This window comes from Ottowia thiooxydans DSM 14619, assembly GCF_000422885.1.
Classification (GTDB): domain Bacteria; phylum Pseudomonadota; class Gammaproteobacteria; order Burkholderiales; family Burkholderiaceae_C; genus Ottowia; species Ottowia thiooxydans.
Map to the genome: position 1 here is coordinate 17,329 of NZ_AUGX01000034.1, position 23,143 is coordinate 40,471.

Sequence of the window (23,143 nt, forward strand, 5' to 3'; positions counted from 1 at the left end):
ACACCGTGGCCGAACCTTCCAAGCGCGAAGCCCCCAATGGGCCTGACAAGATCGGCAGCCTGGTTCAACTCACGAGCCCTGCACGATGGCTGGCGGTGTGCACCTTGGCCGGCTTGTGCCTTTTGCTTGTGCTTTGGTCCATGTACGGAAGCGTCTTCGTCACGGTCACAGGGCTGGGCTCCATTGTTCCAAACGATGGGCAGGTCACGCGCGTGTTGTCCAGTGCCAGCGGTATTGTGAAAGCGGTCCATGTCAATGTGGGCGACGATGTCAAGGAAGGCGATGCGCTGATCGAGCTGCAACAGCCTCAGCTTAGAACGCAGGCCAAGGCCGCTCAATCGCTGGTGGAGCTGGGTGAAGGGGCGCGCAAGCGCGAGGCAGCTCGCAGTGCCCGCGAGCTGGAAAGCAAGCAGAGCATCACGGACAAGCAAGTGGCGTCGCAAGAATTTCGCCGCAAATCTCTGCAAGAGCAATTGCAATTTCAGGACAAACTCATTGCCGACATGGCGCAGGAGTTGAGCCAGGGGTATGTCACGCGCACCCAGATGGAGCAGGCGCGCCAGAGCCGGATTTCCACCGAACTCGCCCTGCGTGAAGCCACGGCGCAGATTCAGACACTTCGAGCGCAACTGGACGACGCCAGAGCGACGGTGCAGAAGGATCTTGCCGCCATGGACGAGAGCCTTCTGAAGACCAGGCAGCAAGCAGCTGGCCTGGAGGAAAGCCTGGATCGCGCTCAGCGCATCACGGCGAGGGTGAGCGGGAGCGTCGTCTCGGTGACGACCATGCCCGGAAAATTTGTCGCAGAGAACGAGAATGTGGTCACCATTGAAAGTGGCGCCACCTCCATCCAGGCCGTCACCTATTTTCAGATCTCTGACGGCAAACAGATTCAACCTGGCGCCCAGGCGCGACTCAAGGTCGGCTCCATTGATTCCGATGTCTACGGCACGGTTCTGGCCACCGTCAAATCCGTGGCTGACCTGCCGTCTTCGCAGGCGAGTTTGACTAATATGCTGGAAAACGATGCCTTGGTGTCCGAGGTCAGCAAGATCGGTGCGTCGTTGCAAGTGGTGCTCGCTCTTGTGCCGGAGCCCGGCCGGCCAGGTTACGTGAAGATGGCGTCGGGCAGGGCTTCTCCGGTTCCTGTGACCGTGGGCACCACGGTCAGCGGCTCGGTGATCGTGCAAGAGGCACGGCCTATTTCATATGTGTTCCGCTTCTTCAAGTGAACGCCATGGCCGGCAGCGCGACACCCATTCCTGAGGCGAAGAAAGCCAAGCCGGCTCGCAGCTCCTGGGTCATGCTCGCCGAGCGCTGGGCGGGTGGGCGAGACGCCATGTTGGTGGTCATCATCACAACGCTGCTGACCTTGCTGCCCAACATTGCGATGCCAGCGTTCACGCAGTTGTTCGTGGATATGGTGCTGGTGAAGAACCTGAACGGATGGCTTTTCCCGATCGTGGTGGGTCTGCTGGTCGCTTCATTCATCGCGCTCACGTCTACGCTGGTTCAGCAGTATTTCACTCGCCGCGTAGAAAGCCATGTGTCGGTGTCGACATCTGTGCAGATGTTCTGGCGCTCATTGACGGCGCCGATTCTGTTTTTTGGCACGGTTCCGGTCGGTGATGTGGTGTCACGCCTGGCTTCGGTGCCGAGATTGGCCAGCCTGGCTTCGAGCCGCGTGGTGGCCAATCTGACCAGCGCCCTGCTGGCATCTTTCTATATTGCCATTCTGCTGCTCTATTCAGTGCCTCTGGGCTTGATGACCGCCGCCTTGTCGTGCCTCAACGTATTTGTGCTGGCTCGCGTGAACCGCAAGCGCGGTGCAGCCAACAAGACACAGTTGGTGAAGGTCGGCCAGTCCTACCGCATCGCACTGGGCGGCATCAAGGCCATTGAGTCGCTGAAGGCGATGAACATGGAGCGCTTCTTCTTCAAACGGCAAGCGGAGCTGATCGGCAGCACCACCTCCGTGCAACAGCGCATAGACTCCCTTTCGCTGCTGCTCGATCTGGCGCCAAAGGCCTTGAACGGCCTGAACTCAGCGCTCGTTCTGGGGCTCGGGGCGATGATGGTCATTGATGGCAGATTTTCCGTGGGCGAATTGTTGGCCTTCAAGATGTTCGCAGCCCGGTTCGCGCAGCCCGTGCAGGATCTGATGACCGGGACACAGGATTTTTCCGAGTTGAGCGCCCGCCTTTCTTCATGCAACGCTGTCATCCATGCGCCCATCGATCCCTTGACGCAGGCGCGCTCACAGCAGCCCAACCTGCAGCGCCTGAGCGGCGAGATTGAGTTGCGCAATGTCACGTTCGGTTTCCCGGGGGCGCCGGCACCCATCATCAAGGATTTGTCCTTGACCATACGTCCGGGTACTCGGGTCGTGATCGTCGGTGCATCGGGTGGCGGGAAGTCGACCTTGGGAAAGATTGCCATGGGCCTGTATCAGCCGAGCAGTGGCGTGGTGCTCTACGACGGCCTGCCGATCACCGAGATATCTCGCACCTGCTGGGCGGCGTCGGTCGGCTATGTGTCTCAGGACGTTCAGTTATTTGAAGGTACCGTCCGGGAAAACTTCACTTTAGGCGATGACACGCTCAGCATGGAAGCTATTCGTGAGGCAGCCAAGGATGCCGAAATCGATGATGTCATTTCGATGCGCACGGGAGGCTATACCTCCCTGGTGGCGGAAGACGGCTCCAATTTCAGCGGGGGGCAACGCCAGCGCATAGAAATTGGGCGCGCTCTGGTGCGCAAACCGCGCATTCTCTTTCTTGACGAAGCGTCGGCAGCGCTCGACACCGAGACCGAGGCGAAGATCGATCGCAACCTGCGGCGCCGCGGATGCACCTGCATCATCATTGCCCACCGTCTGTCGACGCTCAAGGATGCGGACGAAATTCTCGTGCTCGATCAGGGCAGCATCGTGGAGAGGGGGCATCACGACGAGCTCGTGCAAGCCAACGGACGTTATGCCGAATTGATCCGGCTGGCCTGAGCGCGAAAACATGGATCCATCCCACACATCATCTGCCGCCACACCTGCGGGTGAAGTTCGCTCCTACGGAGCCAAAGACAGTTTTGAACTTCAGGACGACACTGCCGCATGGCGCGTGGAAGCCGGATTGGTCGATATTTTTCTGCTCGATCGGCAGAGCGCCAGCGCAGGACTTCGCCACCATGTGCTGAGCGTGCCGATGGGCGCATTCATGTTTGGCGTGCCGCTCTTGAGGGATCAGAGAGTCAGCTTGCTGGTGGTGCCAGGAAATGACACGCAGCTCCGGCGTTGCAAGATGGAGGAGCTGTCCTCTTCGAACGATGAGGTGGTGTCTTCGCTTGAGAAATGGGTGCAAGCGCTGTCCGCGGCCATGGAGGAGCCCGAGTTGGCGGCGGCGTGCAAGGAGATCGAGTCGGCTGATGGCAGGCTCGTGGTGTCTGGCCTGGCGGCATTTCATCAAAACGCATTGCCGTTCGCCGCGGAACGTTTTCGCGCGGTGCAGTCAGCCGAATTGGCTGCGCTGGAGGCTGGCGAGTCCTTGCGCCAGCAGACGATGGGCGGCGCGATAGGGCGCCTGGTGGACACCATAAAAGACCACCGGGTTGGTGGGACCAGTTCCATGCAGCCTCTGTTTGCGGCGTGCGAGCTGGTAGTGGCAGATCTTGATCTCAAGGTCGTGTTGCCGCATGGGGGGGTGGATGCCATTGCGGCGTCGCCAAAGCCCGTGGAGTTGATCGCTGCCGCTTCCAAACTTCAATCCCGCGATGTGACCTTGAGCGACACGTGGTGGAAACGTTCGGAAGTGCCGCTGGTAGCGCAATGGAGCGACGGGCGGCCTTGCGCGCTGATTCCGCGCCTGTTGGGCGGCTACGACGCCGTTGATCCACTAACCCTTTCCAGGGTGCGCGTGGACGCCGGGGTGGCGAAGCGTTTGTTGCCCACGGCGGTGCAGTTTTTCGAATCACTGCCTGATCGTGCACTCAAGCTGTCTGACATGTTGGGTTTCGTGATCAAGCGGACCGGGATGGATATCGTCACGATCACCGTCATGATCCTGCTGGTGGGCACGCTGTCTCTGGCGCCACCGATGGCCACACGAGTATTGTTCGACTCCATCATTCCTTCCAACCAGCCTACCCAGGCCGCTGTGGTGGGTGCCATCATTTTCATCTGCGCGGCTGCAGTGGCTTTGATGGCCTTGGTTCAGGCGATCGGGATTTTGCGGATCGAGGGCCGCATGGATATGCGGCTACAGGCCGCTCTCTGGGACAGGTTGCTGCGCGCCCCCACGTCGTTTTTTCGCCAGCATTCTTCTGGTGATCTCGTCAGTCGCATGCAGTCGGTGGAATCAGTTCGCAAGATCCTGACGGGTAGCGTGATCAACTCGATCGTCGGCGGCATCATGGGGACGTTCAGTTTCGCCTTGATGCTCTATTTCGCCCCCCTGCTGAGCTTGATTCTCGCGGCCGTTGTGTTTCTTTTTGCTTTCGTCGGGTTTCTGCTTGGATGGCGCCTGGTGACACTGGACAGACAGGCGCTCGTTCTTGGCGGAAAACTTCAATCACTGACGGTGCAGTTGCTCGACATGGTGGCCAAGCTGCGCATGGCTGCCATGGAAGACATTGCCTTTCAGCGTTGGGTGCGCATGTTCCTGGGTGTGCAGGCCGTGATGAACAAGAACGCCCACGCCCAGGTGTTGCTGGTGTCGATCATGGCCATGCTCGGCACGATCTCTTTGGCGGTGCTGTTCACTGTCATAGGGGTGGAGTCCGGAACCCTTTTGGCGTACTTTCAAATACCCACCACCTGGGCCCAGATCACAGGGCATGAGCTGGACGTGGTGATGTCATTGCCTGACTTTGCGGCCTATGTCACGGCGTTCATTCAGTTCATCACCGCCATGACCGGGTTGATGTTGGTCGCCATTCGACTCAGTGCGGTGCAACCGCTGATCGGTCGTTTGCGGCCGCTGCTTGAAATGCAGACCGAACAGTTCGGAGCCCGTGAAAATCCCGGGGAACTGGCTGGGGGCATCGAATTCAAGAATGTGAGTTTCAGGTATCAGGAAGACGGCCCTTTGATTCTCGATGGGCTTTCCTTTCGGGCCGAACCTGGGGAATTTATTGCCTTTGTGGGCCCCTCAGGCAGTGGGAAATCGTCCACCATCCGCTTGCTGCTGGGCTTTGAAACGCCCGAAGCGGGCTCGATCCATCTGGACAATCACGAGCTTTCCACTCTCGACAAAGCGTTGGTGCGTGAACAACTCGGCGTGGTGATACAGGACGGCAAGCTTTTGCCAGGTACCGTGTTCGAGAACCTGACCGGGGATTCTGGCGTGAGCGTGGAAGATGCGTGGGAAGCCGCGCGCCAAGCTGGGTTCGAGAAAGATGTGCAGCAGATGCCGCAAGGCATGGACACCGTGATTGCCGATGGGGCCGCCAATATCTCTGGTGGCCAGCGTCAGCGTTTGCTCATTGCCCGGGCCCTGATCCGCAAGCCGAGAATCCTGGTGTTTGATGAGGCGACGAGTGCGCTCGACAACGAGACGCAGGAGATCGTGAGTCGCACCATAGAAAACATGCGTGTCACGCGGATCGCCGTCGCACACCGGTTGAGCACCATCATCCGTGCGGACCGCATCTTCGTCATCGTGGCAGGTAAGGTGGTGGAGTCGGGAAGCTATCAGGAGCTGATGGCACGGGGCGAGGTCTTTGCTGAACTGGTCCGGCGGCAAACGTGAAATTCGACGGCTTTCTGCTGCGCAAGCTCCACGCTTTCACTGCGGCGCGAATGAGGATGGTGGCCGTGGCCTGCTATCTTGCAGGGGGGCTGCTGGGGGTGCAGGGGGCCAAGGCAGACGATGGCCTGAAAAGCGCCTTCTTGCTGGGTTACCGAGACCACCCTGACCTGCAAGACGCACGTGCCAAACTGGAGGCTGCCATAGCACAGGTGGCCCTGGATCATGCTGGCACAAGGCCTACCGTGCATCTGAATGCGGCTGCAGGCCTGCTTCGCGATTCCACAGCAGTGGTGAGCACGCCAGGGGCCGCGTCTGTGAACGCGGGCTTTGATTACCGTCCGCGCAAGTACGGTGTTGAGGTGAGTCTGCCGGTGTATCAGGGCGGCGCGCTCAGAGCGTCGATCCGACAAAGCGAGGCCTTGCTCGCAGTGCAGAGCGCCCAGGTACGCGATACCGAGCAGAAGGTGTTTCTAGGCATCGCCGTCGCCTGCTCGGATATACAAAAGGCGATGAGAGACCTGGAGTCGGCGCGTCGCTATGAAAGCCAGTTGAGCCAAGCCCTGCAGGGCGTTGCAGGCCTGGTGGCGAGGCAGGATGCCACGCGGACCGATCAGGGGCGCGGCGAAAGCCGCCTTGCGAATGCGCGCATCCAGCTCAGCCAGTCGCAGATCGCCCTGGAAGCCGCCCGGGCTTCATATAAGGCATGGACTGGCGAGCCGCCACCGGAGCTTGCCTCATGCGAGTCCACCGCCGCTCTTCCCGCCAGCGCGCAAGAGGCCTTGGCGCAGGCCATGGTAGACCACCCGAACCTGGAGGCAGTGCGACGCGGCATTAACGCCACCCGAACCGGGGTAGATACGGCAACAGCGGGTTGGCTCCCGGCCATGAACCTGGCGACAGGCGTGCGCCGTGCCCGCGAGGCACAGGCGTGGGAGATCTCGGATACCACACGCTACTTGACGCTCAATGCCTCGCTGTCACTGTATGCCGGGGGCGCCACGGCATCCCGGGTACGGCAGGCCGAGCAGGTGCTCAGGCAGCGTGAGTTGGACTTGCAGGAAAGCCAGAGCGCGTTGCAGGCGGCTGTGGCCGAAGCGTGGTACGGGCTCTTGGCCACTCAGGACACACTGGCCGCAAGGGTCAGTCAGGTCGCTGCCGTTCAGAGAAGCCTGCAGGGAATGACGCGGCAACGAGAGCAGCGCAGTTTCTTTGAGCTGCTTGATGCGCACCGCGAGCTCTATAACGCCGAAGTCAGCCTTCATGTCGCACAGCGGGAGGCCACGCTAGGCCGCTGGCTATTGCTGGCGCGTACAGGCGGCCTGACTGCCGCCAGGCTGGGACTGCAATGAAGCGGTCGAGACACATGGGCCGGCGCTATAAGAAAGTCTTCACGCTCGCTGTCGTGCTCTGCACACTGGCTCCTGTGGTCCACGCCCAAAGCCTGGCTGACGCGCTGAGCCGAGCCTATGCAACCAACCCTGATGTGCGCATAGCGCGCTCTCAAGTCGTGGGTACTGACGAGAACGTGAACCTGGCGGTTGCGGCACGGCGTCCGCGGGTGATCGCTTTTGGTGGGGTTGGGCGAGTGGTCTACGAGACCTGGTCATTTGCTGATGTCTCTACGCCAAGTCCGCGAGAGCGTTTTGCCTATCCGCAAAACTCGGTAGGGTTGAACCTTCAGCAGCCTTTGTATGCCGGGGGGAGTTTGGATGCGAAGTTGGCAGCCGCCCAATCACAGTCTGGCGTGGTGCGGTCCCTGCTTCGGCAAACAGAGCAGCAGGTGCTTTTGAGCGCAGCGACGGCGTATTTCGACGTTTGGCTGGCAACAAGAAAAATGTCCGCCATTGACGCTCATGTGAAGCATTTGAGCCGCCTGCGCGATAGCAATGAATCGCGCTTGAAGCTTCAAATGATCACCGTGACTGATTTTGGACAGGTGCAGTCCCGACTGGCCCAAGCAGTGGCCAGCCATGCACAGGCTGAAAACGATCTGGGCCGTGCGCGCCTGGCTTATCGCCTTGTGATTGGGGCGGACGCGGAGCCTTCGCTTGCCAGCACGGCCTTGCCGGCGGAGCTGCCGGCGTTGCCGGCGTCGGAAGAGATGGCACGCGCCGAAGCCATGGCCAGTGATCCCGGTTTGCTTGCTGCAGGGCAGGCGATAGACGCCGCCGGTCAAGTCGTTCGCATTGCGCAAGCTCAAAAGTTGCCCACGGCGACGCTGACCTACGCCGCCTCTGACGGCTCCGGAGTCTCCAGCGAATGGCGGCGGCTGCATCACCGAAGTGTGTTGGTCAGCGCAGATTGGCAGTTCAATCTTGGTGGCGCTGCACAGGCTGGCATAGAGAAGGCCGAGGCGGGCAAGAGAAGTGCCGAGATGGCACGCGAGGGGCAGCGCAGGGGTGTACTGGAAGCGGTGAACAACGCCTGGCACGGATACGCCGCAGCGAAGCAAGTGGCGACGAGTTGGCAGACCCAGTTGTCTGCGGCGCAAGTGACCTCGGAGGGCATCGATCTGGGCGTGCTCCGGGGCGTTCGTTCGGTCTGGGATCAGCTCAACGCGGCGGACGATGTGTTCAATGCCCGTGTGGGAGTGGCATCGGCTTCGCGAGACATCACTCTTTCCGGACTGCGTTTGTTGGCCGCTATTGGCAAGCTCGATCCTGTCACGATGCAACTGCAGGTAGATGCTGAGGCCGCCGGTTTTTCAAAGCGGCCTGTGATTGTGCGCCAGTGGGGGCTTCATTGACGTCCAGGATGCGGCCCAGGCCATGGCATCGTCTGTGCCAAATGAGTGTGTGCGTGGCACTGTCTGCCAGCGCGCATGGGGAGACGCTGACGACCGCGCTGGTCTCGGCTTATGAGTCGAATGCCGGCCTGCGTGGGCTCAAGGCCCAGCTGCTGGCTGCCGATGAGGGCGTGGTTCAAGCGCGTGCGCAGAAACTGCCACGTCTGGATGTCACCGGCAGTGCGGGCTGGCTGAGCGAATCCACTATGGCATACAACCCCGCAGGGCCTGCCCAACCAGATAACAGCCGCTATGTTCAGCGCCAGTGGCAACTTCGACTTGTTCAACCTGTCTACTCCGGTGGCGGGATTCAAGCCGGCATCGACAAGGGCCTGGCGGACCAGAGTGCGCAACGGGCTGCACTGGAGAGTGGTGTTCAAACGCTGCTTCTCAACGCCGCCACAGCTTATGCGGAAGTGCTTCGAACGACGGCAGACCTTGAAGGGGCCGAGCAGATGATGAGTGCCATCGAGCTGCAGCGTCATACGACCGCCGTAGGATTGGCGCGCCGTGACGCCACGGTGGTCGATCTTGATCAAACTCTTGGCCGGCTTGAGGATGCGCGCGCGCTGAAGGCGCAAGCTACCGCGGCTTTGGCGGTGGCCAAGGCCGCCTTTGAGCGCTGGGTGGGGCGCCCGCCTGTGGACCTGCAGGCGATAGGCGCCAGAGTGGATTTACCACCTGACAAGCAGACCAGTGTGGTTTTGGCGCTGGAGAGCAACCCCAGCATCCGGCAAGCCACGTTTGCCGAGGCATCGGCCAGGGCAGACATCGCGGCGTCCAAGGCCAAGGTTCGGCCGAGCGTGAACTTTCAGGCGCACCTGGGCAATGAAGTCGATCAACTCGGCAGCTCGCGCGGAAGAAGCCGTGAGTACGGGTTGGGTTTTCAGATTGTCATTCCGCTTTATCTGGGTGGGGCGGTGTCTGCGAACCTCCGGGCCGAACAGGAAAGCCTGCGCCAAAGGCAAATCCAGCTGGAGCAGGCTGTCAACCTTGTCACCCAGAAAGCCTCGCAGGCCTGGGACGACAGGGCCACTGCGCGCACGGCGCTTGAGGCCAGTCGAATGCAGAACGAGGCTGCTGAAGTGGCCTTGCGCGGATTGGTGTTTGAACAGCAACGCGGGCTCAGGACACTCCTGGATGTGCTGAATGGCAGGCAGGAGATCTGGAAGGCCGTGACAGCGAAAAACCGGGCACTTCGTGATGTGGCCGTCGCAGAATACAGCTTGTTGTCAGCGCTCGGGCGTCTCACGCCTGAGCATATTTCGGGGGCCCTAATTCAGCCCTCGGTTTCGTTACCTCGTCAGTGAGTTCATTGGATGCACGTTCTCTTGCTCGGCTACTCTGATATCGCCAGGCGGCGGGTCATTCCAGCGCTTTTTGCCAATGACGTCCGCCAATTGGATATTGCCTCGCGTCATTCCATTGGCACGATCTTGCGCCCCGCCGGCATGACCGGGCAGGATTACGGCGACTATGAGCAAGCCTTGCGAGAAAGCGCTGCGCCGTTCGTGTGGATATCTACCGTGAACGCCAATCATGTGGAGTTGGCCGCTAAAGCCCTTGCGGCCGGGCGTCATGTGATGATCGACAAGCCTGCCGTAAGCACCTTGGCCCAGGCAGAGCACTTGGCAGAACTTGCGCAGCGCCATCGGTGCGTTCTGGCGGAGGCGGCGGTTTATCCTTTCCATCCGCAGATGGCAGCTGCACGCCAATTTTTCGCTGAGGCAGGTTCCGCGCCCACTCAGGCGGTCGCTGCCTTCAGCTTTCCGCCTTTTCCTTCAGGCAACTTCCGCAACGATCCCGCACTGGGCGGTGGGATGAGGATGGATTTGGGCTCGTACGCTGTGTCCATTGGGCGGGTGCTTTTTGGCGTGCCCCCGCTGGAGATCGTTTGCCGCAGCCTGGAAGGAGACACGGGGTTTAGCGTGCTGATGACTTATCCTGGAGGGCGGAGCGTGGTCGGGCACTTTGGCGCCACCACAGGCTATGTCAATCGTTTGATCCTGCTCGGCCCCTCCGCCTTGTTGACTTTGGAGCGGGCCTTCACGACGCCACCAGACATGGTTTGCCGCCTGGAAGGAAGCGTCAGAAATGCGCCGACGACGCGGGAGGTTGCGCCTGCAGATAGCTTTGCCCTGTTCGTGGCGGCGGTGTTCAAGGCCGCGGAGAATTCCAATCCAGGTGAATTTCTGGATGCCTTGCTGACCGATGCAAGGGCCGTTGAACGATTGCGCCAGGTCAGCCTCGAGTTCTAAAACGCCTTCCAAGAGGAGAGACACCATCGCTGCCGAAACGCCCGCTCCCCCGCCAGCGAGTTTGCCGCAGAAGCTCTGGCGCTTTCTCGTCTTCGCGATGGACAATTTTGGCTCGATGATTGTGTTCATCGCAGTGGGCCATTTCTTTGGCACCAAGGCCGCCATTGCCAGTGGCATGGTGGTGATCGGCTGGGGCATCGCCGATCGTCTGATCCGAAAGCGCGGGTTCGAGACGCTTTTCCTGGTGTCGGGTGTTCAGACGTTGCTATTTGGTGGCATTGACCTGGTATCTCACCACCCTTTCATGCTGCGCTTTGAGGCGGTGATCAGTAACTTGGTGACCGCCGGCGTTTTCCTGGCGAGCTTGTTCCGGCCCACTTCAATGATTGAGGAAATTGTCGAGCGGCAAAAGAGTCGGTCGTTTTCGGACCGACCGGATCTGCGCCGTCTCTTTCAGATTCTCACCCTGATCTGGGTCGGGTACTTCGTTGCAAAGGCGATGCTCTACCTTTGGTTGGGCATGGTTTTTTCGCTGGAGCAAGCCACGGCGTGGCGCGCCGCACTGGGCACTGCGAGCCTGATGGCCATGATCGGCCTGTCTATCGTCGGGACCAAACCCTTGTATCAATTGCTGTACAAATTGGGTTGGCTGCCTCGGCGACCGGAAGGCAGCATCCCTCTCTGATAACGAAGAAGTCGAATCGATAAACCCCGTTCGGGCTGAGCCTGTCGAAGCCTTGCGCAACGCTTCGACCCTTCGACAAGCTCAGAACAGGCCAAGCTCAGCGCCAACGGTTTTTAGGTTGAAGAGCAGCCCAAGACGTCGACCTCAGCCAGAACGGGGTTCAGACACCCTGATGCAGTTCCTGAGATCGCATCCGTTCCTGGTCCATCTCTGATCCGATCAATCACCGATAGCTTGCGCGATCTTTAGCGCCAGCGTTTGGGCGTGGGGTTCGTTCAGCATGCTCAGATGTGTTCCTGGCACGACCACCACCTTGGGCGTTGGCGCGATCAGTGCACCCCAACCCTGGGTCGCGTCACCTGCCGGTCCATCCGCTAATTCCAGTTCGATGTCTTTCTGCTCAGCCACCAACACCGTGGCACGTAAACCTTGCGCCAGAGGCTGTGGCCGGTAGAGGCTGGCCGCGATGGTGTTGGCTCGGTAGATATCAAGAAAGCGCAGCAAATAAGCTTCGTCCATGCCACCCGGCAGCAGGTCAGCGGTCACCATGCGCACCGAAAGCAGATGGGCCGCGGCGGAATAGTCCGCTGCTGCTTCGATGCCACCGAGGTCAAGCGATTTGCCTGAGAGCTTCTCGATCCGCCTGGCGATATAGGCAAGCCATTGCTGGTCGCTGCGCGCAGATGAGGCAGTCGATTGCGCCGCGTTGTCGATCAGTCCCAGAAAATCCACACGGCGGCCGCGAGATTGCAACAGCCTAGCCATCTCGTAGGCCACCAGTGCGCCAAACGAGTGCCCTGCCAGTCGCACCGGGCCTGCGGGTTGCGCCTGTTCGAGGAGGGCCACGTGGTGGACAGCCGCTTCTTCGACTGTGCGGGGTACGGGATCGTCCGGCTGAAGACCACGGCCTTGCAAGGCACGCACGGGAAGGTCTCCCGGCAATGCGCGCACCAGAGAGAACAGGTAGACGATGCTGCCACCGGCGCCGGGAAGAAGATAGAGCGGCGCTTGGCGTGAGTCGCCTTGGCGCAAGGAGATGAGTGCGCTTGATGGGCTGGTCTGGGATGCGGCTGTGCGCAAGGTCTCCGCCTGGGCAGCAATGCTAGGGTGGGTGAGAATCTGCCCCAGGGAAAGCTGATTTCCGAATTTCTGCTGAATCAGGGACAGCAGCTTGACGGCCAACAAGGAATGGCCTCCCAGGCTGAAGAAGTCATCGTGAATACCCACTTGTGCAACACCCAGGACTTCCGTCCAGATGCGAGTCAGCTCGATTTCGATCATGTCCCTAGGCAACTGCGCGCCTTCTTCACGCGCCGGGGTGGCACGCAGGGCGAGTGCTGCTGTATCGAGCTTGCCGTTGGCGTTTCGGGGCAGTGCGTCCAGATAGAAAATGTGCTCGGGCACCATGGGCGCAGGTAAAAGCTTGGTCAAGGTCTCGCGCAGTGCAGATAACTCAGGAGTCTGGCCGTTCGCGACCACGAAGCCCAGCAAACGAGCCGTGGAGTTCGGCCCCGGCACGGTGATCACCGCGCATTCGCTGATGCCCGGTTGCCTTCTCAGAGCCGATTCGATCTGAGCGGGCTCAATGCGAAAACCCCGGATCTTCGCTTGGCGATCGATTCTTCCCAATATTTCCAGAGCGCCGTCTGGCCATTGCCGCGCCAGGTCACCTGTTCGGTAAAGCCGAAGGCCGTTCAAGGTAATGAAACTGGCTTGCGATGCAAGGCCCAGGTAACCCAGTGCCAGGCATGGGCCGCTCACGTGAAGGTGGCCTATGGCACCTCCGGGTACGGGGTTGTCTTGAGCATCCAGAAGATAGATCTCGCTGCCTGCCACCGCATGGGACAGGGGCAGGCTGCCGGCGTGCACAGGCGTTGTGGCGGTGACCTCGCCGCAAAGCACCCCGATGGTGGTCTCCGTAGGGCCGTAGTGATTGAAGATGCGGCAGGCACCTGCCGCTTTCTGCAAACCTGCGACCCAGGAGGGGCTTGCGCCTTCGCCACCAAACACCAGAACGCGGCGTGGGAAGACCATGCGACCGGCGGTCAGTGCTGCAAAGTGAGAGGGGACGATCTTCAGATAGTCGATGTGTTCGCGTTCGATGTAATCCGCAAACCGAGCCCCATCCAGGCTGGCTTCTTCCGGCAACACGTGCAGGCACGCGCCAAGGCAAAGGGACGGAAATACCATCGTCAAGCCAAGATCCGCCGCCAGAGTGGACACCAGCGCAAAGTTGCCCGGAGCTTCAAGCCCCAGCAATGGGGCCATGCTGGCTACATAGTTGGCCAGAGAGCGGTGCGAGATCTCCACGCCCTTGGGCTCGCCAGTGGAGCCGGAGGTGAAGATCACATAGGCGGGGTCATCCAGACTGTTCGCTGCCTGTGCAAAGCTGGGGTGCGTTGGAGCATGGCCGGCGCTGTCCGCCATGACAGACAGGTCTGGCCCGTGCTCTCCAAATGATAGCGAGATAGCATTGTTCGCAATGGTCCTTTCGAGCAGAGCTTGAGGCCATGCAGGGTCCAGCGCCACATAGGCCGCGCCGATCTTGTGAATGGCCAGAACGGCTGCGAAGAAGCCTGCCGTGCGGCGAGCCATGACACCCACCCGGCTACCGTGTCCCAGTCCCTGGTTGGACAATTGAGTCGCCAGCCGGCAAGCGATGGCATCTAGTTGACGGTAGCTAAGCCGGGCATCCTCGGCCACCAAAGCCATGGAATCAGGATGGGTGCGTGACGCGCTTTCAAAGCGCCTGGCTACGTGGTCTTGCGCACTGAGCTCAAGCGTTTCCCCACTGAGCACGGGCACCAACGCGAGGCCATCCCTTGCCCGAGACGTGGCCAGCGTGCTTACGCTGCGCTCTGGATCGGCCACGGCGGATTCAAGCAAATGAATGAAGTTGTCGCGCAGGCGCGCCATGCCAGCAGCCGAGAACAACTGAGTGTCATAGCCAAACCAGCCACTGGCAGCCACCCCGTCTCGCAGATTCAGCGTCAGATCGAACTTTCCGTCAGCCTGCTCAATCTGCCTTACTTCGGGCAGATCGTCGTTCTGCACGGCCGCCGGGGTGAAATTGAAACTTGCATCGAATAGCGGTGAGCGATCTGCTGCGCGCTGCGGCGCCAGTCGCTCCACCAGTAGGGCGAAAGGAAATTGCGAATGCTCCAGCGCACCGAGCACGGTCTGACGCGTGGCGGTTAGGAATTCACGGAAGCCCTGATCGCGGCCAAGCCGCGACCGGATCACGAGAGGGTCGGTGAAGTAGCCCACGATGAGGGCGGACTCCGCGTGATCGCGCCCCGCTTGAGGGGAGCCAACCAGCAGATCGTCCTGGCCTGCGGTTCGATGCACAAGCGCCAGAAAACCCGCCAGGAAGACGACGTACGGAGTGGCACCCACTTCTCTGGCCAAGGCTTTCATGGCGAGCGTCAGTTCTTCGGACAAGGCGAACGCGCAGGACGCACCAGCAAAGCCCTTTTGGGCAGGGCGTGGATAGTCTGTGGGCAGATCGAGTACCGGCAAGGGCCCACCAAGCTGATCGCGCCAGTAAGTCCACAAGGCCTCACCCTTCGCGCTGGAAAGCAGTTGGAGCTGGCGGCGGACGTGGGCGCGGTAGCCCGACGCTTCTGTGACGTGAGCAGTGTCTGGCGCGCCTTCCGTGGCGATGTGCGGAAGTTGCCGCCGGATCAGCTCCAGTGACCAGCCGTCTGAGACGATGTGGTGCATGGAGAGCAGCAGCAGTGCACTGCCGTCATCTCTTGGAAACCAGCCAAAGCGGATCACCGGGCCATGTTCAAGATCGAAAGGCTGGCGATGCAGTGCGGTGACGTCCTGCATGCTCCAGCCAGCCACCGGCATGTCAGCCCATTGCACCTCACCGGCCGGCATGGCCTGTTGCACCACTTGCCCATCCACTAGGAGCCTGTCGGACTTGGAAATCGTCGGCTGCAAATCGACCTCAGCGGTCCATTTTCCACCGTCTTCTTGACCCATAGCTGGGCTATGGGCCTGCGAATCCGGAGAAAACTGTCCTCGCTGGGGCCGATTTTCGCTTTCGACGCTCCAAGTCCGATAGGCTCCTAGACGGAACACGCTCCGCAGTTGAGGGTGGCTGGCGACCAGGGCTCGGCAGGCTGCGCGCCAGCGAATGGGGTCAGCAGGTGCGGCGATCTCCAGCGGTAATGACAAGCCGTAGGCGCTTGAGTGCGGTGCCAACTGCCAGAGAAACCAGAGTGCTCGTTGGCCGTAAGAAAGGGGGCAAGGCTCGGACTCTGCAGACGGCGGCTCAGGGGTAGTCACCTCGCTCAGCGCTCCGGACTTGAGCAACTGGGCCTGTACCACGGCGGTCAGGCTCTCAAGCGTGGCCTCGCCGGTCAGATGGGCGAGCGTCGTGTCGAGCCCGAGTTTGCTGGCCAGTTCATTGCGCAAACTCATCGCCATCAAGGAGTCCAGGCCCATGCGATTCAAGGGCTCGCTTGGCTCCAAAGCGCTTTCAGCAAGGCCACCCAAGGCGGATGCCACCATTCGCCGCAGGCTGGCCTCTACCAGGGCGGGCTGCTCTTGCAAGGGTGTAGCGCGCAAACGATCGATCAGCGAGTTTTTCCTAGGCGGAGGGCTCGTTGGCGATGGGGCAGCAGGCACATTCACTGCTGGTGCACTCATGTGCATTTCAGGGCGTTTGTCTATCCACAACCTGCGCCGATCGAACGGCGTCAAGGGCACGCTGGCTCGGCGCCAAGGCCTGCCGTCGTGGAACTGACGCCAATCGACGTGGGCACCGGTGCTATAGAGGTCTGCCAGCGCTTGCAGCATTCGGCGCTGCTCTCCGGAGGTGCCGTTCAAACTAGCCAGCCAGGTGCCTTCGCTGTGGTCATTTTGGGCCAGCCCCAGCAGCACGGGGCGGGGGCCAATCTCAATAAACACCGTGCAGCCTGTGTTTTTCAGAGTCTGCATGGCCGGCTCAAACAGCACGGTCGAGCTCAATTGCTGCGTCCAGTAATGGGCGTCTGGCGCGCTTTCCAGCAGGGCACCGGTCAGTGTGGAGACCATGGGCAATTGGCCCGCTCTGGGCGTCACTGCTGTCGCGATGCAGTGGAAGGGTTCCAGCGCTGGAGCCATCAGCGGCGAATGGAAAGCGTGTGAAACCTTTAGGCGTGCTGCAGTGGTGCCGGCCTGATGGAGCAGATGCTCCGCTCGGGCTATATCGCCCTCCGCGCCTGAAAGCACCGTATGGTGGCGACCATTGATGGCGGCGATGGCCAGGGGAAGCGTTGATTCCGTCAGGAATGCGGCCACTTGCGCGTGGCCCAGGTGGACCGCCAGCATGGCGCCCCCTGCGGGCAATGACTGCATCAACCTGCCGCGGTGGGCCACCAGGGGCGCTGCCTCTTCCAGAGTCAGCATGCCCGCGGCGCAGGCGGCCGCATATTCACCAATGCTGTGCCCAAGTACGGCATGCGGCAGCACGCCCCAGCTTTTCCAGAGCGCGCACAGGGCGTATTGAATGCCGAACAAACTTGGTTGTGCCAGCGCGGTGGCGTCCAAACTGTGCCCGCTCCGGAGGAGCTCAATCAGAGGCTGTGTCATGAACGGCTGCAGCGCTTGGCCAGCCGCTTCCAGAGCTGCGCGGAAGGCAGGTTCTGAGTCCAGGAGTTCGCAGCCCATGTTGGCCATTTGCGAGCCTTGCCCGCTGAACAGGAATGCGATCTTCGGGGGGCGAGCGCAGTGGGCCGGTGTTTTGTGCGCAAGCGCTTCAGCAAGCTGCTCAGCATCGGTTCCCACTACCGCGATTCGGTAGCGCGAGTGATCGCGGCCCAGTTGAGTGCTGGTGCAAAAGCTCGCGAAGCTTGCGCTCCCTATCTTTGGCAAGGTGTGAGCGACGGATAGCGCGAGCGCCTCGGCTGCCGAAGCAGAAGGCGCTGAAAGGGTCAGTATCTGAAGTTCGCGTGGAGCGCCTGCCACTTCTGCATCATGGGGCGTTTCATCAGGCGCCTGGGTGAGAATGGCGCAAGCATTGGTGCCGCTGATGCCAAACGAGCTGACGCCGGCAAAGCGTGCTCGATCAGGATTCGGCCAGGGTTGCAGACTCCGCGAGACGGCAAAAGGCAGCTGCGCCCAATCCACACGGTGATTGGGCGATGTGAAGTGCAGATTGGATGCAATGCGACCGTGCTGCAACTGAAGCACGCCCTTGATGAAACCAGTGATTCCAGCAGCCGCTTCCAGATGGCCCAGATTGGTTTTGACGGCGCCCAGTATCAAGGGCTTGTCCTGCGGGCGCTCGCTGAACACGTGGCCCAATGCGTTGAGCTCGATCGGATCACCCAGCGACGTGCCGGTGCCGTGTGCCTCAAAGTAGTCCACCTCCTGCGGGCTGATCCGGCTGGTATTCAATGCCTGGCGTATCAGGGCCTGCTGGGCCTGTCCGCTGGGCACGGTGAAGCCGCTGGTGCGGCCATCGTGGTTGACCGCGCTGCCTCGCACCACGGCCAGAATGGAGTCACCGTCAGCCTGGGCGTCGGCCAGACGCTTCAGCACGACCACGCCGCAACCTTCGCTGCGCACGTAGCCGTTGGCGCCATCGTCGAAGGTTTGGCATCGGCTGTCTTTCGACAAAGCGCCCGCGCGCGCCAGCATGATGCTGGTCTCGGGCGAGACCAGCAGATTGACCCCACCTGCCAGTGCCAGATGGCTTTCCCCGTCTCGCAGGCTGCGGCACGCCAGATGCAGCGCCACCAGCGAGGAGGAGCAGGCCGTGTCGACAGCCATGCAAGGCCCATGAACGCCCAGATGGAAAGACAAGCGCCCTGCGGCGGTCGAGTGCGCGTTGCCGGTGCCCAGGTAACCCGAGACGTTCAGCCGCTCGGCCATAGACAGGCGCTGCAAATACTCGGTGTGGCTGATGCCCACAAAAATGCCGGTGGCGCTGTTCTTAAGAGATGAGGGCGTGATGCAGGCCGATTCCAGCGCTTCCTGGCTCACCTCCAGCAGCAGGCGTTGCTGTGGATCGAGCGCGATGGCTTCCCTTGGCGAGATGCCAAAGGCGGTGCAATCGAAGTCACGGATTTCTTTCAGGAACCCGCCGTGAAAGATGTGCGGCATGCTGTCGGGGTCCACCCCGGCGGCACGCAGCTCGGACAGGTCCCATCGGTCGTCTGGCACAGGGCAGATGCCGTCGCCACCCGCGCACAGGAAATCCCAGAAGGCCTGCGGCGTGTTGATTCCGCCGGGAAGGCGGCACCCCATGCCGATGACTGCAATATCGTCTGAATGGGTTCTGGCACCGGACGTGGCGGGAAGTGCGCTTGTACCCTGGCTCAGGTAGGTCGCCAAGGCAGAGATACTGGGATGGTCGAACGCTACCGTCTGGCCTAGCGGCCGCGCCAGTTGAGTCTGCAAGCGCTCGGCCAGTTCCACCAGTTGTAGCGATCCCATGCCCAGCTCGAAGAAACCGCGATCGGCGTCGATAGCCTCCGGTGCTTCAAGCTCCAACAAATCGGCCACGAGGTCACGCACCATGGCCTCCAAATTCAAGGCCGTGAACGCGGTTGGTTCCACCGGCAACCCCGGCTCCTGAGCCGACTGCAACAGCAATGAAGCGTGTTTTGCACCGCCAGCCAAAGGCACAGTATCGAATGCGCTGGCGTCAATCTTGTGGCCTCGCACAAACATCTGCGCCAGAAAGCAACGCAGCTGAGAGAGAGTGGGGCGATTTTCCAGATTGGTGGCCATGCAGAAAGCTGACCTTCCGCGCAGCGTGTCCCGTGCGAAGCCGGCCAGATGTCCACCGGGGCCGACCTCCACGAAGGTACGGATGCCATCTTCGTATAGGCGTTCAATGGTTTCCCGAAACCGTGCACGATGAGTCCACTGCAGGGCCAGCACTTCACGAATACCCGCAAGCTCAGCAGGCAAGGGCGCCGCAGTGGTTGCGCTGTAGACGGGCACGGAGGGCAGGCTGAGCGGCATGCCGGCATACATACTCTGCAGCGCGGGCTGGCTGACGGGAAACAGCGGCGTGTGTACCGGTATCGTCATTCCCGGCAATCGCAGGCACAGGTTGCCGCGGGTGGACAGGGCTTTTTCTATCGCGGCCACCTCCGTTTCGGGGCCACACAAGATGGCCTGCTGAGGGCAGTTGTCCAAAGCCAGAAATACGGAGTCTTCAGCGCCCACTGCTTTCCCGCTGACTTCTTCCGTCGTCGCGGGCTGCTGGCGGAATGCCGCCAAGGTTTCCCGTGATGCGGCTGTGACCGCAATCATCCGCATGTCTGCGGCACGGGAGCGTGCGTCAGGGTCCGATTGGGCAATGGCGCCCATCATGGCGTCGAGCAACCCAATCGCATCGGCCTGCGACGTCATTCCCGAAGCGGCGAGCACCGCCGTTTCTCCGTAGCTGTGGCCGATCATGGCGTCGCAAGCCAGGCCCGGTGCACAGCGGGCCAGCACGGTGTGCAGGGCCAGGGAGCCTAACAAGATGGCGTCTATGCCTTGCCTGAAGTCGGGCGCAGCCGGTTGATCCGTGCCGGGATGGATCAAGGTGTTGGACTCGAACCGTTTCCGGGCATCCGCCGGTAGGGCGTCGAACCACTGCTGCACTTCAGGAAAGGCGGCGAGAAGATCGGCCATCAGGGTGCGATGGTGCGCCCCAAAGCCAGGGAACATGAATGCGACCCGATGAGGTTCCACCTCTTCGCCAACGTTCTCGGTTCTTCGGCCGTAGAACACTTGATTGGCCAGATTGAAAACTGGCTTGTCACTTCCACGGGTCAGGCGTTCGCTGGCGAGTTGGATGGCAGCGGCCAAACCTTCATCATCGTCGGCCACCAGTGCCAGGCGATGCAATTCGGTGTCGTTCCAGGGGTGAGGCTGATGTCCCGCCAGGATGTTGGCCAGTTCGGCAAGAAGCTCTTCCTGGGAGGCTGCCGACATGAGCAGTAATTTGCCGCGCTCCGTCATGAGAAAGCCTTGCTGCGTGCCACCCTCAAGGGGGTGCCACCTGGACGATAGTCGAAGCTCATGTCGTAATCGCCATAGGTCAATAGGTTCCGCGAGATGGTGATGGCGTGCAGCGGTGGTGTGGGCATACCTCGCCTGGCCATATCTTCCAGTGCCAGCTCCTTGGCCGCGATGCGGGCGAGCAGATCCTCTACATCACGATGCGAGGACCATGCAGGCAGCTCATGCGCGTTCAATACGCGGTGGGCCAGGGCGCGAGCCCAGATTCCGCCGTTGGCTTCCAGAGTGTCACGCCACTCATCCAGGTTGATGGTGCGTTCACCCGATGCGGTCGAACTTGAAAATGCCATACGGCCGTCACCGAAAATCCAGTTAGCCAGGATGGACGGCAGCGCAATCAGCCGCTGTGCAAAACCTTCTATCGTCGCGATGATGCGTCCGCCGGCGGAGAACACGAAGTCGGCTTCGGTCACGGCCTCTCCATGAACGGCAATGCGTCCCTCGCAGCGTACGCGAACGCCAGGAGGGGGTGTTTCATGGAGCACGACACGCCGGGCCTGATACGGAAAGACGCCCGTGTCTGCGGTGATGATCGAATGCTCCAGCAACCACAGGGCGACCAACTGGCCTGCGCCATCCAGCAAAGCGGGGTCTGCGGCGAAGAGCTCGGCGTCCGCGGCGGGTGGCAGGGTGGTTTCAAGTTCGGCCACGATGCCCGTGGATCCGATCCAGGTCACTTGGCGCAAGCATTGGAACTGTGGGCCGTGGAAAGCGTACTCCCGGTAGAAGCGCTCCGGAGTCCAGGCGCATCGCCCGGAGCCTTGTTCGCCGAGGGGGGCAAGCGGGGCCACCGCGGCAGGGATGAACTCGACATGGCTGGAGAATGCGGGCTCATCGTGGAGCGGCTGCTCGTCGCGCAAGGAGATGTCGACCGTGTTCGCCTGTCTCGACCAGGCGATGTGGAGGCCGAGCTTTCCTTCATCCAGGGCGAGCCAGCGCTGCGCCTTGACGGCGGTCAAAACAACGGGAGCACTCCTATGGGCGCCCACTGTTTGCCTGGCCACCGCAGCCGCCAGCGCCAGGCTGGTGGTGAATGCGAGGACCGGCAGGGCCGGCTGCCCACGCCCAAGACTGTGGTCTGCGAGCCAGGGCATGGCCGTAGTCGATAGCTGGCGACGAAGCTCCCGGGCAAGCGCACCACCACTGAACGCGGCGGTGACGGCCGTGCCAGGCTTTGTGGCTGGGTGCGCGGAACCCGTACCTCGGCGGCTCAGGAAGCTTTGTTGCATCGCCTGCATGCGGGCCTTGGCATCTGTAATCAGTGCGGCCTGGCGCTCAATCAAGCCTTGGCGCTGTGGAGGCGATGTCAACGGCCTTGCGACCGGCGGTGGGGCGGGAAACTCGCGAAGCCGTATGCCGTGAACATCGAGGCCCACACCATGGGCATAAAGTTGCGCGAGTAGCGTCTTGAGTACGGCCATGTCGTCCTGGCGGGCACTGGCCATGCCTGCGGCCAGGTGAGGGCGGCCTCGCAGTGTGTCATCCACGAAGGCGCAGAGTTTGTTGTCAGGCCCTACTTCAATGAATGTGTGGATACCCTTGGCATAAAGGTTTTCCACGGCATTGCGCAGGCTGATGGTGGCAGTCCATTGGCGTGCCATGGTCTCGCGCATGGCATCGGCTTCGGGCCCCATGGCTTGCCCGGTCAGGCAGGAATAGACCGGCGTTTTGGGCGAGGGCAAGGCCAGGAGCGGGTAATGCGCCGCAAGCGTTTCGCCCCAGCGCGCAAAAAGAGGTGTGTGATAGGCCCTCTGAAAGGGCAGCTTCAGGCCGATGCCGCCTTGCGCACTGATGTGCTCGGCCACCTTTTCAAGCTCAGCGCGATGGCCCCCTAGAACTTGTTGGAGCGAACAATTGTCCATGGCCAGGAAAACCTCACCCTCGCGCTCTGCCAGCAACGCAGTGAGTGCGGTGCTGGAAAACGCGCTTACGGCCAGCATGCCCTGCGCTGGCTCAGGTGGGTGCAGGGCCAGTCCGGCGCGGCTGGTTTGGTGCAGCCAGTCACAGATGTGCTGGCGATCACGGCTCAGATCCAGACAGGCCGCCATGACCGCCGCGTGCTCACCGTTGCTGTGGCCGAGCAAGGCATCGGGGCGCACGCCGTATCCCACCAGTACCTCGTGCAACGCGAGGCTGATGGCCGTGCTGAGTGGGCCACCCCGCGCAATGTCGAACAAGGCCGATTCATCGGCGTTCGAACCCGAGGGAGGGTAAATCAGCTCGGAGGGTGGTGGGTGCCCGTGGCCCAGGAAGGTTTGGTCCAGGGCGCTCAGCCACTCACGAAGCGGTGACAGATGCTGCCGCGCGGTATCCATCATGCCCACGCGCTGGGCACCTTCGCCTGGGTACAGAAAGGCGACTCCGGAGGCCTGCTGTCCCTGGCCAAAGTAAATGCCCCGATTGCGCATCGACAGTCGTGTGCGGCCAGGCTCCGCCAGCTTTTCACGCGCCACTGCCAGGAGCGCGACAAGCTCCTGTGCCGGCCCCACGATCGCCAGGCGCTCCTGCTCATCGGGCTGGCCAAGCTCGTCTTGCAAGGGGCTGATTCCGCTGGCCAGGCGCTGAGTAGCGCGGTCAATACGGCCGAGCAGGCTGGCTCGGTCAGGGGCTCCCAGCAGGAGCAGACGAGGCGGTGCGTGCTCGGTTGGGTTCACCGGTG

General features: G+C 61.4%; 10 protein-coding genes. 8 read left to right on the plus strand and 2 right to left on the minus strand.

Going from position 1 to position 23,143, the window contains the following annotated elements:
* Positions 1 to 5: 5 nt before the first annotated feature.
* The 8 genes from G518_RS0121005 to G518_RS0121040 all read left to right on the plus strand — a co-directional run bounded on the left by G518_RS0121005 (position 6) and on the right by G518_RS0121040 (position 11,469).
* Positions 6 to 1,232, plus strand: coding sequence for an NHLP bacteriocin system secretion protein (locus tag G518_RS0121005; RefSeq protein WP_028604223.1), 1,227 nt, complete (start codon positions 6 to 8; stop codon positions 1,230 to 1,232).
* 5 nt (positions 1,233 to 1,237) lie between these two features.
* Positions 1,238 to 3,001, plus strand: coding sequence for an ATP-binding cassette domain-containing protein (locus G518_RS0121010; RefSeq protein ID WP_028604224.1), 1,764 nt, complete (start codon positions 1,238 to 1,240; stop codon positions 2,999 to 3,001).
* A gap of 10 nt (positions 3,002 to 3,011) precedes the next feature.
* Positions 3,012 to 5,741, plus strand: coding sequence for an NHLP bacteriocin export ABC transporter permease/ATPase subunit (locus G518_RS36175; protein WP_028604225.1), 2,730 nt, complete (start codon positions 3,012 to 3,014; stop codon positions 5,739 to 5,741).
* Positions 5,738 to 7,090 carry a TolC family protein gene (locus G518_RS0121020; protein ID WP_028604226.1) on the plus strand — a complete coding sequence of 451 codons (1,353 nt, stop codon included), beginning with the start codon at positions 5,738 to 5,740 and terminating at the stop codon, positions 7,088 to 7,090. Before G518_RS36175 ends, G518_RS0121020 begins: the two co-directional genes overlap by 4 nt.
* Positions 7,087 to 8,487 (plus strand): TolC family protein, encoded by a 1,401-nt coding sequence (locus tag G518_RS0121025; protein WP_084652077.1) that lies wholly within the window; start codon positions 7,087 to 7,089, stop codon positions 8,485 to 8,487. The genes G518_RS0121020 and G518_RS0121025 overlap by 4 nt, the downstream gene beginning before the upstream one ends.
* A 53-nt stretch (positions 8,488 to 8,540) precedes the next feature.
* A complete protein-coding gene (locus tag G518_RS0121030; protein ID WP_028604228.1) occupies positions 8,541 to 9,836 on the plus strand; it encodes a TolC family protein in 1,296 nt (431 codons plus the stop codon).
* 9 nt (positions 9,837 to 9,845) lie between these two features.
* Entirely contained in the window at positions 9,846 to 10,784 is a 939-nt protein-coding gene (locus G518_RS0121035; RefSeq protein WP_028604229.1) for a Gfo/Idh/MocA family protein, read from the plus strand.
* Between the two features lie 97 nt (positions 10,785 to 10,881).
* Positions 10,882 to 11,469, plus strand: coding sequence for a septation protein IspZ (locus G518_RS0121040; RefSeq protein WP_028604230.1), 588 nt, complete (start codon positions 10,882 to 10,884; stop codon positions 11,467 to 11,469).
* Positions 11,470 to 11,688: 219 nt separating this feature from the next.
* On the opposite strand, the gene G518_RS38685 is transcribed toward G518_RS0121040, so the two are convergent.
* Entirely contained in the window at positions 11,689 to 20,424 is an 8,736-nt protein-coding gene (locus G518_RS38685; protein WP_051237175.1) for a type I polyketide synthase, read from the minus strand.
* On the minus strand, positions 20,421 to 23,138 hold the full coding sequence (locus G518_RS0121050; RefSeq protein WP_028604231.1) for a polyketide synthase dehydratase domain-containing protein: 2,718 nt from the start codon (positions 23,136 to 23,138) through the stop codon (positions 20,421 to 20,423). Before G518_RS0121050 ends, G518_RS38685 begins: the two co-directional genes overlap by 4 nt.
* Positions 23,139 to 23,143: the final 5 nt, after the last annotated feature.